This is a genomic window from Blautia fusiformis (genome assembly GCF_020686995.1).
Taxonomy (GTDB): Bacteria; Bacillota; Clostridia; order Lachnospirales; family Lachnospiraceae; genus Blautia_A; species Blautia_A fusiformis.
Genome location: NZ_JAJEPT010000008.1, coordinates 26450 through 43472 on the forward strand (window position 1 = coordinate 26450; position 17023 = coordinate 43472).

12 protein-coding genes and 1 tRNA gene are annotated in these 17023 nt (G+C 46.1%); 1 reads left to right on the forward strand and 12 read right to left on the reverse strand.

Going from position 1 to position 17023, the window contains the following annotated elements; genetic code table 11:
* Nucleotides 1-15: 15 nt before the first annotated feature.
* From LKD46_RS08355 to LKD46_RS08365, 3 genes are all read right to left on the reverse strand, one after another.
* Entirely contained in the window at nucleotides 16-918 is a 903-nt protein-coding gene (locus LKD46_RS08355; RefSeq protein ID WP_021651920.1) for an undecaprenyl-diphosphate phosphatase, read from the reverse strand.
* A gap of 130 nt (nucleotides 919-1048) precedes the next feature.
* Nucleotides 1049-4264 (reverse strand): carbamoyl-phosphate synthase large subunit, encoded by a 3216-nt coding sequence (carB, locus tag LKD46_RS08360; RefSeq protein WP_173722534.1) that lies wholly within the window; start codon nucleotides 4262-4264, stop codon nucleotides 1049-1051.
* Nucleotides 4264-5340 carry a carbamoyl phosphate synthase small subunit gene (locus tag LKD46_RS08365; protein WP_015527400.1) on the reverse strand — a complete coding sequence of 359 codons (1077 nt, stop codon included), beginning with the start codon at nucleotides 5338-5340 and terminating at the stop codon, nucleotides 4264-4266. The genes carB and LKD46_RS08365 overlap by 1 nt, the downstream gene beginning before the upstream one ends.
* Nucleotides 5341-5577: 237 nt before the next feature.
* On the opposite strand from LKD46_RS08365, the gene LKD46_RS08370 reads away from it, so the two are divergent.
* Nucleotides 5578-5661, forward strand: a tRNA-Leu gene (locus LKD46_RS08370).
* A 67-nt stretch (nucleotides 5662-5728) separates the two neighbouring features.
* Here the strand turns inward: LKD46_RS08370 and LKD46_RS08375 are convergent.
* From LKD46_RS08375 to LKD46_RS08415, 9 genes are all read right to left on the reverse strand, one after another.
* Nucleotides 5729-6196: a signal peptidase II gene (locus LKD46_RS08375; protein ID WP_022426975.1), complete on the reverse strand. Its 468-nt coding sequence runs from the start codon at nucleotides 6194-6196 to the stop codon at nucleotides 5729-5731.
* A gap of 81 nt (nucleotides 6197-6277) precedes the next feature.
* Nucleotides 6278-6991 (reverse strand): zinc ribbon domain-containing protein, encoded by a 714-nt coding sequence (locus tag LKD46_RS08380; protein WP_022426974.1) that lies wholly within the window; start codon nucleotides 6989-6991, stop codon nucleotides 6278-6280.
* Between the two features lie 42 nt (nucleotides 6992-7033).
* The gene (clpX, locus tag LKD46_RS08385) at nucleotides 7034-8419 is read right to left on the reverse strand and encodes an ATP-dependent Clp protease ATP-binding subunit ClpX (protein ID WP_022426973.1); all 1386 of its coding nucleotides are present in this window, start codon (nucleotides 8417-8419) and stop codon (nucleotides 7034-7036) included.
* Between the two features lie 136 nt (nucleotides 8420-8555).
* Complete coding sequence (locus LKD46_RS08390) at nucleotides 8556-10121, reverse strand: S1C family serine protease (protein ID WP_022426972.1); 1566 nt, start codon at nucleotides 10119-10121, stop codon at nucleotides 8556-8558.
* 150 nt (nucleotides 10122-10271) lie between these two features.
* Nucleotides 10272-11201 carry a glycosyltransferase family 2 protein gene (locus LKD46_RS08395; RefSeq protein ID WP_022426971.1) on the reverse strand — a complete coding sequence of 310 codons (930 nt, stop codon included), beginning with the start codon at nucleotides 11199-11201 and terminating at the stop codon, nucleotides 10272-10274.
* A 71-nt stretch (nucleotides 11202-11272) separates the two neighbouring features.
* The gene (locus LKD46_RS08400; protein ID WP_022426970.1) at nucleotides 11273-12613 is read right to left on the reverse strand and encodes an LCP family protein; all 1341 of its coding nucleotides are present in this window, start codon (nucleotides 12611-12613) and stop codon (nucleotides 11273-11275) included.
* Nucleotides 12614-12631: 18 nt separating this feature from the next.
* The gene (locus LKD46_RS08405) at nucleotides 12632-14035 is read right to left on the reverse strand and encodes an undecaprenyl-phosphate glucose phosphotransferase (protein ID WP_227574019.1); all 1404 of its coding nucleotides are present in this window, start codon (nucleotides 14033-14035) and stop codon (nucleotides 12632-12634) included.
* 108 nt (nucleotides 14036-14143) lie between these two features.
* Nucleotides 14144-15100, reverse strand: coding sequence for a glycosyltransferase family 2 protein (locus tag LKD46_RS08410; RefSeq protein ID WP_227574020.1), 957 nt, complete (start codon nucleotides 15098-15100; stop codon nucleotides 14144-14146).
* Between the two features lie 4 nt (nucleotides 15101-15104).
* Nucleotides 15105-16964 carry a glycosyltransferase family 2 protein gene (locus LKD46_RS08415; protein WP_022426968.1) on the reverse strand — a complete coding sequence of 620 codons (1860 nt, stop codon included), beginning with the start codon at nucleotides 16962-16964 and terminating at the stop codon, nucleotides 15105-15107.
* Between the last annotated feature and the right edge of the window lie 59 nt (nucleotides 16965-17023).

Consider the following 17023-nt stretch of genomic DNA (forward strand, 5'->3'; position numbering starts at 1 on the left):
CTCCAGATTGCAGTTTTATGCTAAAAATGTTTTTCCAACGAAGTATCCGAGCACCAGGATACCAAGAATGATCCTGTACCAGCCGAATACTTTAAAATCGTGTTTCTTGATATATCCCATCAGGAATTTGATGGCAAGAACAGATACCACAAAGGATACCACAACACCTACGATCAGGATGATCAGCTCTGTGGAGCTGAAGGCAAAACCGAATTTGACCAGTTTCAGAAGACTTGCTCCGAACATAACCGGAATTGCCAGGAAAAAGGTAAATTCTGCTGCAACTGTACGGGATGTTCCTGCAAGGATTCCTCCGATAATGGTAGATCCGGAACGGGATGTTCCCGGAATCACGGAAAGCACCTGGAAGCAGCCGATGATCAGCGCTGTCTTAAAGGAAAGCTCATCCAGTCTGGTGCAGGTTGGTCTGCGGCGTTTGTTGTAGTTCTCGATAACGATAAAAAGCACACCATAAACGATCAGCATGATGGCAACGACCACATAGTTGTAAAATTTCTTTTCAATAATGTCATTAAAAGGAAGAGCGATGATGATCGTCGGCAGACATGCTACCAGGATCTTAAACCAGAGGATCCACTTATCCTTATCACAGTATTTTTCTACAAAAGTAAGGACAGTTCTGGGTACTGCCGGCTGTTTACGCAGTGCCATCTGTGTTTTCTTCGGGATTTTTCTTATGTAAAAAGGCCACAGCTTGTTCCAGTACAGTACAACAACTGCCAGGATCGCGCCAAGCTGGATCACCACCAGGAAAAATTCCATAAATGCCTCGGATACATTCAGCTTGATAAACTCATCCACAAGGATCATATGTCCGGTACTGCTGATCGGAAGCCACTCGGTGATTCCCTCCACAATACCGAGAAGGATAACCTTCAGTAATTCTATAAAAATCATGTTAACTCCTTTCTAAAAGCAAGATAAGGACAGGGCCGGTATGTGAACGACGGCCCCGTCCTTATCAGTATATTACATATTTGACAATTCGTAAACTTTTAATTTTTTATTTCACAGAATTTACAATTTATTATCGATTGTCGATGGTGGCGATATCTACCAGAGTCAGGTGGTTCAGGTCTGTATTCTCAAGACTTGTGACCAGAGCCTCTGCAGTATCAAGGCTTGTAAGCACATTGACACCTGTCTCGATGGCATTACGACGGATCACGAAACCATCTTTCTGATGCTCAACACCCTGTGGCGGTGTATCGATGACAACATCGATCTTGTGGCCAAGGATCAGGTCCATCAGGTTCGGAGACGGCTGCTCCAGTTTATTGGTGCGTGTTACCTTGATTCCGTTCTCAGTCAGGACATTTGCTGTACCTCTTGTTGCGAAGATACGGTATCCCTGAGCCTCGAAGCGTTTTGCGATCGGGATGATATCCTCTTTATCCTCATCCTTAACAGTGATGATCATCTGTTTGTGTTTCGGAAGACGGATTCCTGCCCCGATGAATGCTTTGTAAAGAGCCTCGTTGAAGGTCTTAGCAATACCAAGGCACTCACCTGTGGATTTCATCTCCGGTCCAAGGCTGATATCTGCGCCTCTGATCTTCTCGAAGGAGAATACCGGCATCTTGATTGCGAAGTACTCTGCTTCTTTCTGAAGTCCCGGTGTGTAACCAAGCTCTTTGATCTTATGTCCAAGGATAACTCTTGTTGCAAGCGGAACGATCGGGATTCCTGTTACCTTGCTGATGTACGGTACTGTACGGCTGGAACGCGGGTTAACCTCGATGACATATACATCCTCGCCTACAACGATGAACTGGATATTGATCATACCGATTACATGAAGTGCCTGTGCAAGACGACGTGTGTATTCGGCGATGGTATCTTTTGCTTTCTGGCTGATGGTCTGTGCCGGATATACAGAAATACTGTCTCCGGAGTGGATACCTGCACGCTCGATGTGCTCCATGATTCCAGGGATCAGGATGTCCTCACCGTCGCATACTGCATCGACCTCGATTTCTTTACCCATCAGGTACTTATCAACAAGGATCGGATGCTCCTGTGCGATCTGGTTGATGATTCCGATGTACTCTTCCACATCCTCATCGCTGACAGCGATACGCATTCCCTGTCCTCCAAGTACGTAGGACGGGCGGACAAGTACCGGATATCCCAGCTCGTTGGCAGCTTTTTTCGCCTCTTCTGCTGTGAATACAGTGTGTCCCTTCGGTCTCGGGATCTGGCATTTCTCAAGAATGGCATCAAAGAGCTCTCTGTCCTCTGCTGCATCTACGTTCTCAGCAGATGTTCCAAGGATCTTAACGCCCATCTTGATCAGTGCTTCGGTCAGTTTGATGGCTGTCTGTCCACCGAACTGAACAACAGCTCCATCCGGTTTCTCAATATTTACTACATTCTCAACATCTTCCGGTGTCAGTGGCTCAAAATACAGCTTATCTGCAATATCGAAGTCTGTACTTACTGTCTCCGGGTTATTGTTGATGATGATCGTCTCATATCCTTCTTTCGCAAATGCCCATGTACAGTGTACAGAGCAGAAGTCGAACTCGATACCCTGACCGATACGGATCGGGCCGGAACCAAGTACCAGGATCTTTTTCTTATCTTTTGTTTCTACAGCTTCATTCTCTGTCTGCTCATCGCCGTATACAGAATAGTAATATGGTGTCGCTGCCGCAAACTCTGCTGCACAGGTATCAACCATCTTGTATGCTGCACGGATGCCGTACTCTTTACGCAGGTCTTTGATCTCAGCTTCTGTCTTTCCTGTCAGGTCTGCGATGATGTAGTCCGGGAACTCCAGACGTTTTGCTTCCAGAAGAAGGTCTTTGTCCAGCTTCTGAGTTTTCAGAGCCTGCTCCATCTCAACAAGGATAGCCAGCTTATCGATGAACCAGATGTCGATCTTTGTGATATCATGAAGCTTCTCCTGGGAAACATTTCGTCTCAGGGCTTCTGCGATCTTCCAGATACGGCGGTCATCCACAATGTTCAGCTCGTCCATCAGTTCTTCATCAGAAAGATGTGAGAAATCATAGGACATCAGACTGTCTACATGCTGCTCCAGGGAACGGATAGCCTTCATTAAAGCACCCTCAAAGTTATGGCAGATACTCATAACCTCACCGGTAGCCTTCATCTGTGTAGTCAGTGTACGTTTTGCTGTGATGAATTTATCAAATGGCAGACGCGGGATCTTAACAACACAGTAATCCAGCATCGGCTCGAAGCTTGCATATGTTTTGCCTGTGATGGCGTTCGGGATCTCATCCAGTGTGTAACCCAGTGCGATCTTGGCTGCAACCTTGGCGATCGGATAACCGGTAGCCTTACTTGCAAGTGCGGAAGAACGGCTTACACGAGGGTTAACCTCGATAACGCAGTACTCAAAGCTCTCCGGATGAAGAGCGTACTGTACGTTACATCCACCTGTGATGCCAAGCTCTGTAATAATGTTAAGAGCAGATGTACGGAGCATCTGGTATTCTTTATCTCCTAAGGTCTGGGAAGGAGCAACTACGATGGAGTCACCGGTATGGACACCAACCGGGTCAATGTTCTCCATGTTGCAGACTGTGATGCAGTTTCCTGCGCTGTCTCGCATTACCTCGTACTCGATTTCTTTCCATCCGGCGATACATCTCTCTACAAGAACCTCGCCTACACGGGAAAGACGGAGACCATTCTCAAGGATTTCACGAAGCTCCGGCTCATTATGCGCGATACCACCGCCGCTTCCGCCAAGTGTATATGCAGGACGGAGAACAACCGGATAACCGATAGTCTGAGTAAACGCAACACCGTCTTCTACAGTTGTTACGACCTTGGATGCTGCAACCGGCTCGCCGATCTTTTCCATTGTATCCTTAAATTCCTGACGGTCCTCAGCTTTACGGATCGTTGCTGCTGTGGTACCGATGAGACGTACATTGTGCTCTTTCAGGAAGCCCTTTTCCTCAAGCTCCATGGCAAGGTTCAGACCTGCCTGTCCGCCCAGTGTAGGAAGTACACTGTCCGGTTTCTCTTTGAGGATCAGCTGCTCTACGACTTCAACAGTCAGAGGCTCGATGTAAACTCTGTCTGCGATGTCTTTATCTGTCATGATGGTAGCAGGATTGGAGTTTAAAAGTACAACCTCCATGCCCTCTTCCTTCAGGGAGCGGCATGCCTGGGTTCCTGCATAGTCAAACTCTGCTGCCTGGCCGATTATGATCGGGCCTGAGCCGATTACAAGTACTTTTTTTATGTCCTTATTCCTTGGCATTATTTCTCTCCTCCCATCATCTTCATGAATCTGTCAAAAAGGTAACTGGAATCCTGTGGTCCCGGGCATGCTTCCGGATGGAACTGTACAGTAAAGATGTTCTTTCCGTTATATGCCATACCCTCGTTTGTTCCGTCGTTGACGTTTACAAATGCAGGATGTGCGATATTTTTCTCCTCAAGTCCCTCTGCATCTACAACGTAGCCATGGTTCTGGGAGGAAATATATACTCTTCCTGTCTCAAGGTCTTTAACCGGATGATTTCCGCCTCTGTGACCGTATTTCATCTTATGGGTGTCTCCGCCTGTTGCAAGAGCCATAAGCTGATGTCCAAGACAGATGGCAAAGATCGGTACATCAGAGTCATAAAGTTTTTTGATCTCTTTAATAATAGAAGTACATTCCTTCGGATCTCCAGGTCCGTTGCTGAGCATGATGCCGTCCGGATTGTCTCCAAGGATCTCTTCTGCAGATGTCAGAGCCGGGTAAATAGTAACCTGGCATCCTCTCTCATTCAGTGAGCGTGCAATGTTTTTCTTGGCGCCCAGATCAAGAAGAGCAACCTTCGGTCCGTTCCCCTTAAGCACTTCCTTTTCGCGGCAGGAAACCTTCTCTACCACTTTTCCTGTTGTATATGCTTTTAATCTGGGGATGATTGTATCCAGGTCATAGTTCTCATCAACTGTGATCATTCCGTTCATGGTTCCCTTCTCACGAAGGATCTTAGTCAGTGCTCTGGTATCAATTCCTGCGATTCCCGGAATGTCGTTTTTGCTCAGAAAATGCTGAATGGTGTCTACGCTTCTGAAGTTGCTGGGAACTCGTGATAATTCGCGTACAATAAATCCGTCAATCCACGGCTTCCTTGATTCCTGGTCATCATAACAGATTCCGTAGTTTCCGATCAGCGGATATGTCATACACACCGCCTGTCCTGCGTAAGAAGGATCTGTCATTACTTCCAGATAACCGGTCATGGAAGTGTTAAAGACAATTTCACTGATGACTTCCCTTGCAGAACCAATGCTAGTTCCTGTAAATACATGGCCATCTTCCAATATCAGAAATGCTTTCATACAATCTCCCTTTCTTTGTTCTCTTATTTTATCCTAAATCTTCAAGATTGTATCACAGGAATCGTCATTTTTCAACACCATATGCAAAAAAAATGTATAAAACTAACTTAAAATATTTTTTTTGAATTTTTTTAATTTTTTTGAATTTTTCTATTGACATTATCCCATTCCTGAGTTATTATAAGTGAGCAGTCGACGAGCGGAGCAAACAAAGCGAAGCAAGCCGGTTGAAAAAATGCAGGAATGGCGGAATTGGCAGACGCGCAGGCTTCAGGTGCCTGTGGTCGCAAGATCGTGTGGGTTCAAGTCCCATTTCCTGCATTCTTTTTTATTTTATCCAAAATCAAAAAAACAGAAGCGCCCAACACCGGCACTTCTGTTTTTTTATTTATTTTTCTTTTTCAGAAAAGATCTCGCTCCCGCCCCAGAGAAGCGCACCTGTAAATATGAAAAGATCCGAAATATTAAATACGACCTTCTTAAGCTTCGGATTTTCCACATTCAGGCTCACATAATCCGTGACGTATCCCTTTCTGCGACGTTCCGTATAATTATTCAGACCGCCGCCCAGGATCATGGAAAGCCCAAGCTTGGATATGCGTGTGCCTTTTTCTCCGAAAGTACGTATATACTCCCAGATTGCACCGCCCAGCACCATAGATGCAAGATCTCTCAGGAATTCTTTATCTTTGTTTTTTAATATTCCAAGCATCATCCCATGATTATGGCAATTTCTTACGATCAGTCTGCCTCCCAGGCACTTTTCCTTCAGATCTTTCTTTTCCGATGTGTTGATTTTTTTCTTTATATAATAGTCTGTACCAAAGATTCCCGCCGTCAGTAAATTCCACAACATTATTCCCCCTCCTTATTTCTGTGGTCTGCATAATATTCAGGCAGGCTCCCACTGGGGAAAGCCTGCCTTATATGCTTATGGTTATTCTGTTTTTTCTTCTATTGTTTCTGTATTTTCCGGATCAGCCGCAGGCTCCTCTGTTTCTGCAGATCCCACTTCCGTTCTTTCCTCTTCCAATTCCGGATCTGATCCTGATGTTTCTGTTTCTGACGCTTCTGCGGTTTTTGCTGCCACTTCTGTAGCTTCTTCTGTTTCTACTACTTCTGACGCTTCTACTGTCTCTTCCGGATCTGCTGCCGCTTCTGTAGCTTCTGCGTTTTCTTCCGCTTCTGTCTCCGGTACTTCTGTCACCTCTGCCTCAGCAGCCTCTTCAAGCTCCTCATCTGCCTGCTCGATCACATCGGCAGCTTTCTCTTCCAGCTCCGCTGTAGGACACGCCGCTCCGCAATACGGACAGAAGCTGGCCTCCCGCATCACCGCCTTATGGCAGGCCGGGCAGAACTTCTCCCCTTTACTGGCAGCGATCGCATCTCTGTAGTGATCCGCCTCCAGCATGTGCTGGCTGATTTCCTCGCAGATAGCTCCCGTCTCACCGTCAACGGCTTCTCCCTGCTCATAACGTGTATAGATCATCTTTCCGATATCCATCATCAGCTTTTCGGTCATACGCTCCTGTGCAGAGAGCTTGTTACGGATCTTCTGGATCTCATAGAGATTCTCTGCTCTGGAACTTAAGCCCTTTGCCTTTCTTGTCAGTGTGTTTCCCAGATCATCCCAAAAACTGCTTTTTGCCATATCTGTCACGCTCCTTTATATATTAAAGAATCTTCTTGTTTCTTATCCTTCCAGTGCCGGGATCTCCTGTCCACGCATAAGGATCTTCGGACCTCCGTTGCCCTGAATGTATCCCTCTGTGATCACGACCTCACCGATATTGTCGTCCTTCGGGATCTCATACATGATATCCAGCATATATTCCTCCAGGATAGCCCGGAGAGCTCTGGCTCCTGTATGGCGTTCCAATGCCTTACGGGCAATGGCATGTAAGGCACCGTCCTCAAACTCCAGTTTTACTTCATCCAGTGCCAAAAGCTTCTTGTACTGTTTCAGAATGGCGTTCTTCGGCTCCTTGAGGATCTTCACAAGCATATCTTCCGTCAGCCCGTTCAGGGTAAAGATGATCGGAAGACGACCGATAAATTCCGGAATCATTCCAAATGCACGGAGATCATCTACCGTTACTTTCTCCAGCACATGCGGATCATCATCATATTTGTCCTTCAGATCTGCATAAAATCCGATAGACGCCTGTTTATTCAGTCTTTCTTTGATGATATTCTCAAGATCCGGGAACGCACCGCCACAGATAAACAGAATGTTCCTTGTATTTACAGTCACCATAGGTACCATGGCATTCTTGCTGGTAGCACCCACCGGAACTTCCACTTCACTTCCCTCCAGAAGTTTCAGAAGTCCCTGCTGGACAGCCTCTCCGCTGACATCTCTCTGGTTGGTATTCTTCTTCTTTGCGATCTTATCGATCTCATCGATGAAAATGATCCCGTGCTCTGCCTTCTCCACATCATTATCTGCAGCCGCAAGGAGCTTGGATACTACGCTCTCGATATCATCACCGATATAACCAGCCTCTGTAAGAGATGTGGCATCTGCAATGGCAAGCGGTACCTGAAGAAGTCTGGCAAGCATCTTCACCAGATAAGTCTTACCGCAGCCTGTAGGTCCGATCATCAGCATATTGGATTTCTCGATCTCAATATCATCCATGGTATCTGTGGCAACTCTTTTATAATGGTTGTATACACCTACAGACATTACCTTCTTGGCATATTCCTGTCCGATCACATATTCATCCAGAGTTGCTTTGATCTTATGTGGTGCAGGAATATCTTTGAGATCGATCACCGGCTTCGGAGTCTCTGATTTTTTCTTGATCTTCTTCGCCTGGTTTCCGGGATTCTGGAAACTGCTGAGATCGATCATGCTCACATTCGGCATGTTAAAAAGATCGGAATAATTTCCATTGTTCATCTGGGTGTTCATAGTATCAAAGCTTTTCTGCATGCAATCCGCACAGATATGTATATGATTAGGAAGGTCGATCATCTTCCCTGCCTGACTCTCCGGTCTGCGACATAAAAAACAGAATTTCTCGTATTTCTGCTCCTGGTCATTGTCTTTATTATTATCAAACTGATCTGCCATAACATTTCCTTTCTGGTTTTTATTATGCATATTATAGCACATAATCCGGCTGTATCAAATTAAGTTTTTATAAACCGGGGAGCTGCATGTTCTTATGCAGCTCCCCGGTTTATAAATGGTTATCCTGTATTTTCTTTTATTTGTCAGAAGAGGGTTTGCTTCCGAGGGTCACTTCAACCGTCTGTTCCTTGTACTCTCCGCTGTTCGCTCTGGAGATCACCACTTCGATGGTTTCTCCTGCCTCATAATACTGCAGCTTATCAACAAGGTCATCCTTGCCGCTTACCTTCTGTCCATCCAGCTTCACAATGATATCGCCTTTTTTGATCCCTGCATTATCTGCTGCGCCGCCTTCCGTTACCTCAGTAATAAAAGCACCTGCCGGCATATTATACATCTGGATGGCTTCTGTTGTAAGATCGGCAGCCTTGACTCCCATATATCCTACCTTGGAAGAATCTTCCACCTTATCTCTGGTTTCGCGGTTCATCAGTTCTTCCAGGATCGGCTCTGCCTTGGAGATCGGAATGGCATATCCCATGCCTTCCACCTGACTGTCTGCATACTTGGCCGCATTGATACCGATCACTTCACCGTTCATGTTCAGAAGTGCACCGCCACTGTTTCCGGGATTGATCGCTGCATCAGTCTGGATCAGTCCGCTGGCTTCTCCGTCCTCTGTACCGATGCTTCTGTTAAGGGCACTTATCCATCCGGAGGTAACTGACTGTCCATAGCCCAGTGCATTGCCAATGGCAACCACCTGCTCACCGACTACAAGATCGTCCGAGCTTCCCATCTGTGCGATCTTGATCTCATCCATGGTCTCATCCGGAATATCGGATTTCTCCACTGCCACCACTGCCAGATCATTCTCTTCATCGGTACCTTTGATCTTGGCAGAAACTGCGTTATCCACATCCGCATCTCCATCGGAGCTGCTTGCCATAGCCTGGGTTTCTTCTTCCGCTCCTACCACATCACTGCCTGCAAAGCACACAGTAAGTGTAGTCGCTCCAGATACCACATGGTTGTTAGTCGCAATGAGAAGCTCGCTGTCATTTTCTCCTACAATAATACCGGAACCACTTCCTGCACTCTGATACTGCCTCGTTCCATATCCGAAAAAGCTTGGGATCTCCTGCACACTGACAGATGTAATGGCAACGATAGAAGACATGGTTGCCTGGGCTACACCGGCCACTGTACCACTCTCTGCCACAATATCCTTCACAGTAGAATCCGCAGAGCTACTGTCAGTACTGTCCTCTGTCCCGGTAACTGTTTCTGTCTTTCCGATTGTTGTACTGCTGTCATTTCCTCTGTATTTATCTGCTGCAATATTCACGCCCTGAAAAACCACTCCGGCTACCAGCCCAAAGATCACAGCCAGTGCCACCGCAGTGGCTGCTTTCTTTCCAAAGCTGTTGTTGCCTGAAAAATCTCTCTTTTTCCGCGGCTTTTTGGGCGGTATATTTCCACCGGCATAATTACCGGCCTGAGGCTGATGCACCTCATAATGTCCGTATTTTGGTTTCTCCTGCGAAGTGCCTTCACTCTGTCCGGCACCTGCATAACTGTCCTGTCCGCTCTCCTGCATCCTGCGTCCCTCAGAATAAGGATGCGTCAGCGGTTTCTGTTCTGCCGAAGCATTCTTATCCTCATCCGGCAAGCCTGTCCCCCATTTATTCTCTTCACTCATGCCTCTGGTGCTCCCTTCTATGTTATCTGATGCATGTATCTGTTACTGCTCACTCCGTTCTCAGTAACATTTATTTCTCTTATAAAAGACAGTTTAACAGGGAATTGTGTTTAAACTGTGATATCTCTTTTAAAAAACCGTGACCTGCTCTTATTTGTTCTTTTTCCAGTATTCCGGATTCATGGTGCAGGATCGGATCATTTTTTCAGGGAGCTTTTTGTATCGTTTTCCGAGAAAATATCCGGCGTATTTGGAAGCGCTCTGCAAAAACAGTCCGGGGATCAGCCATATGTGGCCTGTTTTCAGAAGATATGCCATGCTTTTTTTTACCAGCCGGATGCCCTCACCTTCGGAAGGCACTCCTTCAAAAACCTCCGGATGCTCCGCCTGGGAAACTCCCAGATCAAAATTCCTGTGGAACTGCTGCATACAGGTGTAATTGTGAGAATGATATACACGCGCTTCTGATACATAGGCAACTCCATAGCCTTTTTTTACCATCCAGCCTGCATAGATCATATCTTCATTAAAAATAGCATGCTCCGGAAATCCACCAATCTCATCATAGATCCTGTGATCATAAGCAGCACAGACGTTGGAGCAGAAATATGTTTTGATCCCGTAGGTCTGTACATCTTTTTCCGTTTTCAGACAGGACTGTTCCGGATAATTAAAGGAACGGGTATATTTTTCCAGAAATCTGCAGTCCTTTTTTGGAAGCTGACGCGCATAAGCGGCTCCTGCCTGTGGATTCTCTGCAAGAGCTCCTACCAGTGCTCCGATCAGTTCCCTGTCTGCCGGCATTGCATCCTGTGTCATAAATACAAGGATCTCCGCATCCGAAAGCTCTGCCGCCTGCCTTCTGGTACCGCCATGGTCAAATTCTTCTTTTGTAAGATGCCGGACTTCCACAAGCGGATATTCCTGTTCCCAGGTCTCTTTCCAGAATTTCTTTTCTGTATTCATGACAAGGATCTTATTGATAGGATATTTCTGTGCGCTGAGTCTTTCCAGCAGTTTTTCAAATTCTTCTCCCGGACGGTATGCCGGGATGATCACGTCTGTTTTTAATGTTTTCATATTTGTCTCCTGTCCAGAAAGGACCACCCGTTACTGGATGGTCCCTTCTGCTGGTTGCTTATTTTGATGTTTTATTCATTCTCCGAATAATCTTCTCCGTCGGTATAATCGCTATAATCCGTATCGGAATCGTCCGTATCTGTGCTGTAATCGTCTCCGGAATAATCCGTATCTGTGCTGTAATCGTCTCCGGAGTAATCCGAATCATAATCTGTGTCTGTGCTGTAATCAGCATCATCACTTGTGTCCGTACTGCTGTAATCTGTGGATGTATCTCCCTGCCACGTGTACGAATCATCCGTTGCGTCATTCGGTGTATCTGTCACCGCAGGTGCAGTGTCCTGCACGTCGCCTCCGCCTGCGATATTTGTGATCTGGGCACTTCTGTTGAGTACATCCTGCGTCGGAGTGTAACTGGTGTCTCCATACAGAAACTGATGCATCTTCAGAACATTGGATTCCAGTGTGGTAGGTACGATAACGCTGCCCTTTACCTGGGCAAATTTATAATCATTGGGGAAGCCTGTAGTTTCATCAATACTGTAGCCGATCATAGCCGGGATCATCTTCAGGATCTCTGTTTTGGAAACAGAAGTTTTGACCATCGGGAATACTTGATCCATAATATCAAAGATAGTGGAAAGTCCTGCCTTTTTCGCCTTATCTACGATCATCTGGATCACTCGTCTCTGTCTCTCGGTACGTCCCATATCAAGACTTGCAGTATAACGGATACGGCAGTAGGAGGTAGCCTGTACACCATTAAGATGATAGGTATCTACGATTGCTTCCTCATCCTCCGGCTTCGGATCCGGCAGTTCGATCGGTGTGTAGCTCTTTCCGGTTTCCTCTGATGTCTCCACACAGTAATTGTTCATATGAACGATCTCCGCATAGGAAAGAGGGATGTCCAATCCTCCGAGGCAGTCTACCACAGTTACCAGCGCATTAAAATCAATGGCAACATAATCTGTGATATTCAGATCCAGATTCGTATTCAGCATGGAAACCGCGTTGGTCGGTCCGCCAAATGCATATGCCGAATTGGCTTTGGAATAGGTATCATCCTTTACATTGAGAAGGGTATCTCTATAGACAGACACAAGTTTGACTGCCTTCGTATCATTGTTGATACTCGCAATGATGATGGTATCACTGTTCTCTGTATTCAGCTTCTCATTCTTGCTTCTGTGGTCCAGTCCGAACAGTGCATAGGTGGTATATCCCGTCATCTGCGGTGCCTGATCATTAGTTACAATATCCTGGTCTGCAAGATCTGTTTCCTGGATGTCGATCTTATCCAGTTTGGCTGAGATCTGACCATAAACGAACAGACCTCCGATAAACAGGAGCAGTACGACGATCTCCAGGATAAATAAAATCTTCTTGCTTTTTTTCCGAGGTTTTGACATCTTTTCCTTTTCCCCTTTTTAGTATGCGTTCTTATTAATAAATCCTTTGAATATGGTAAGAAACATGATCTTTATATCAAATCCCACAGACCAGTTTTCGATATAATACAGATCACACTCTATCCTTTTTCTGATAGAAGTATCTCCACGATAGCCATTTACCTGTGCCCACCCGGTAAGACCCGGCCGCACCTGATGCTTGACCATATAACGTGGTATCTCCTCCCTAAACTTTTCTACAAAAAACGGCCGCTCCGGTCTTGGTCCCACAAGACTCATCTCACCCTTCAGAATGTTAAAAAGCTGTGGAAGCTCATCCAGACTGGTATGACGCATAAATTTACCGATTCCGGTAACTCTTGGATCGTTCTTTACTGTCCACGCCTTTTTTTCTTCTGATTCTTTCTGGATCTCCATGGAACGGAATTTATACATCCGGAAAGTCTGATTGTGAAGCCCGACACGTTCCTGCTTATAGATCAGCGGGCCCGGCGAAGTCAGCTTGATCAGCATACACAACACCAGCATCACTGGTGAGGACACAATGATCGCAACGATCGCGCCTGCAATATCCATAGATCTCTTGATCAGTGCATTAAACGTGTTGCTCAGGGGCACATACCGGATATTGATCACCGGAAGCCCGAGAATATCTTCTGTATATGGTTTGGTCGGAATAATATTATTATAATCCGGAATAAATTTTGTGTGCACGCCGGATTTTTCACAGAGTGCAACGATCTCTTCCAGACGATAATACTCACTTAAGCCCAGGGTAATGGCTATCTCATCCAGACGACTGGATGGAAGGATGATCATCAGATTGGCGATTCGACCGATCACCTTAACGCCCTTATAAGTAGTGCCTGCCGGCACATTGTCATCCAGTATGCCCCTGATCACGTATCCCCATTGCGGATTCTGCAGGATCCTGTCTACATATTCCTCGGCAGCACGGCTGTATCCTACCAGCAGCACCTGTTTCTGGTTCATTCCTTTTTTGCGCATATCCCGGAGAATGTAAAATATAACCATACACACAAACCATTCCAGGACGATATTGATCACACAGAAAGAAACCAGAGTAAGACGGGAATAGTCCAGCTCTTTAAAATTGTAAAGTGCAAACATGATGATAAGGAGCCCTAACGCATTTGCCTTCACAATTCCGGCAAGTACGAGACGACGCCCCTGCATTCGCATCGGTGTATAAAGATCAAAGGCCTGATAAAGAAGTAAATATCCCGGAATAATGAATATCAGCATAAACATATATTCCTGGACGGTCTTGGACTGGACCGCCGAATGCTCAAAAATTCCCTGAAAACGGATCAGCCAGGCCAGGGCATAGGAGGCCGCGATCACAAATACATCGATCAGCATATGGAGACGACTGAAATTTTTCTGGTTGTCTTTAATCAATTTCCGCCACCTCATTTAAGTTCATTGCTTTTATCTTATAATAGATGAAAACCAAAAGCAATAAAATCTTCCCTCCGAAATATAAAAATTCTGTGAAAATATGGTGTCTTAACCGGCAAAACGCCTAAAAATGTTGATCCAGAGTTCAAACTGGAGCTGTATATAACGCGGAAGATTCCTCATGGAAAATCTGACTTTTTTGTTTTTGCGGCTGATCTGAAAGCCGTTTTTGATGCCTGCAAGGTACTCACGTCCGAATCCCTTGGACGCAAAAAACAGGATCTTCGCACCGAATCCCACCAGAAAAAACGGAAAGTTCAGCACGATCTGGAGAAACGGCATATTCTTATAGATAAGATAAATATTGTTTCTGGAAGAATACCGGATCTTAAACTGATTATATCTGGATCCGCTAGTACCGCTTCCTACATGATAAACTTTCGCTTTTGGAGCATACCAGTTCTGATAACCGCAGATTCTGGCCCGATAACCGATATCCAGATCCTCCAGATAAGCAAAATGCTCCTCATCAAAATCTCCGATCCTGTCAATAAATTTCTTCCGGTAGATCGCAGCTCCCGCACAGGTGGAAAAAATCTTCTGCTCTCGGTCATAATGGCGGATGTCCTTGCCTTTTCCCCTGGCAAAAGCCCAGCCAAGGGCACAGTAATAATTTCCGGCATCATCCATCTTGTCCCTGTCATGAAGCTGGATCATCTTTGCCTGACAGGAAAATGCCTTCTTATGTCTGCGCAGGGCAGCAACCATCTCCTCCAGGAAATCCGGTTCCGCTTCCGTATCATTGTTCAGAAGCAACACATATGGGGAACGTGCCGCATGGATCCCTTCATTGACGGCTCTGCTGAAACCGTAATTCTCCGGAAGCTGTATCATGTGTACCCATGGATATTCCGCTGAAACAAATGCACAGCTGCCATCAGTGGAACCATTATCCACTAGTATAACCTCAAAATTACGGATAGTCTGTCTTTCAAGACTGGAAAGAACACCATCCAGATATGCCATTCCGTTAAAGTTTGGTATGACTACTGATACTTCCTGCATTGCTTTATCCCTTCTTCTTTCCCATTCCCGGAAGGGGCTTCAGGGAATAATTCCATTTGGTTAAAGAAAGATTTTTGTTATAGTATGGATCTCCTTTTTTCAGGATATCCAGCCAGTGACAGCGCATGTATTCGATCTCCGTCTGGAAACGGCGGACCTTTTCCTCGCTGTCCTCAGTGCCTCTTGACTTGGATTCGTAATGATAGAGCTTCACATACGGATCATAGACGATCAGATGGCCGTGGCTTCGCACCTTCAGACAGAGATCCACATCATTAAACGCAACTGCAAGCTCTTCCGTAAAGCCTCCTGCCTCCAGAAAAACTTCCTTCTTCATCATCATACATGCTGCAGTCACACAGCTCATATCCTGCAGAAGAGAGGCCTTATGGAGATATCCGGTACGCTCTGCCGGCATATTCACAAACATGTTCCCGGCAATTCCGCCCATTCCCACCACGCAGCCTGCATGCTGAATGGTGTTATCCGGATAGATCAGCTTGACGCCAACTGCACCTGTTTCCTTACGCTGGCACACGCTCAGCATCTCTGACATCCAGTCCGGATCGATGACCTTTACGTCATTATTCAGAAAAAGCAGATAATCTCCCTTGGCATGGCGCACCCCGAAATTGTTGATGGCAGAATAGTTGAAGCCTTTTTTCCAGCGGATCAGATGGACCCTGGGATCCTCCGAAAGCTTTCTGTAATACCGGAAGATCTCTTCGGAGCTGCTGTTATTCTCCACAATGATGATCTCGTAATTTTTGTAGGCAGTTTTTTCAAAAATGGATTCCACGCAGGCCTGAAGCGTTTCTTTCTCCTCACGGTTCGGAATGATAACAGAAACCAGAGGTTCTCCCTGCACCGGATACTTCACACGGTAAAATCCAAAATCCGGAGTATGCTCCACGGTTCCCGGAGTTCCGGTCCGTTTGAGATTCCCCTCAATGGCACGTCTGCCGGCTTCAAAAGCATACATCTTGCTTGCCGGATTATCTGCTGTGGAGGATTTGTGGGTCCTCCAGTGATAAAGGATCTCCGGTACATGGACCACTTTCCTTGCCTGCTCCACACAGCGGAAAATGAAATCATAATCCTGGGCGCCGTCAAATTCCCGGCGAAATCCGCCCACTGTCTGCACTACGGAACGTCTTACCACCAGAAAATGGCAGATATAATTATTGGATCTTAAAAGATCCAGGTTAAAGTCCGGTTTCAGATGGGGCTGAAAATGTTCAGAAAGATCTGTCGTGACCTTATCCTCATCTGTATAGATCACATCCGCCTCCGGATGCTCCTCCAGTGCCGCCGCGATCTCATACAATGCATTAGGTGCCAGCAGATCATCATGATCCAGAAGTGCGATAAAATCACCCTCTGCCATGGCAAAAGCTGCGTTTGTATTTTCTGCAATGCCAAGATTCTCTTTCAGATCCTGATAGCGGATCCTCCTGTCCATCTCTGCATAGGATCTCAGCACAGTCTGCATGTCCGGATCCTCCGGGCTTCCGTTTGCCAGACACAGCTCCCAGTTCTCATATGTCTGTGCAAGGAGAGAGTCCAGCATCTGTCTTAAAAAACGCTCCGGTGTCAGATATGCAGGTACCACAATGCTGATCAACGGCCCATCCGGAAATTTGCGTTTCCGCTGCTTCTCCAGTGTTTCCTCGTCAGGTCTGTATGCCTCATACCATGGTCCGTAAGGAACCTCTTCCGGTTCAAAACGTTCATGAAGCCGGATCCAGAACTCTTTCAGACCATAATGCTTCAGGTATCTTAAGCCCTTCTGTACTGTATAGGGGGAAAGCTTCTTTATAAGTCTGTCCCATTGGATCTTTCCTGTAGAATCATCTTTACTCATATATTATCTCCGTATTACTCAGTTTGCTGTTACTGTTCACTCTGTTCTCAGTAACAGTT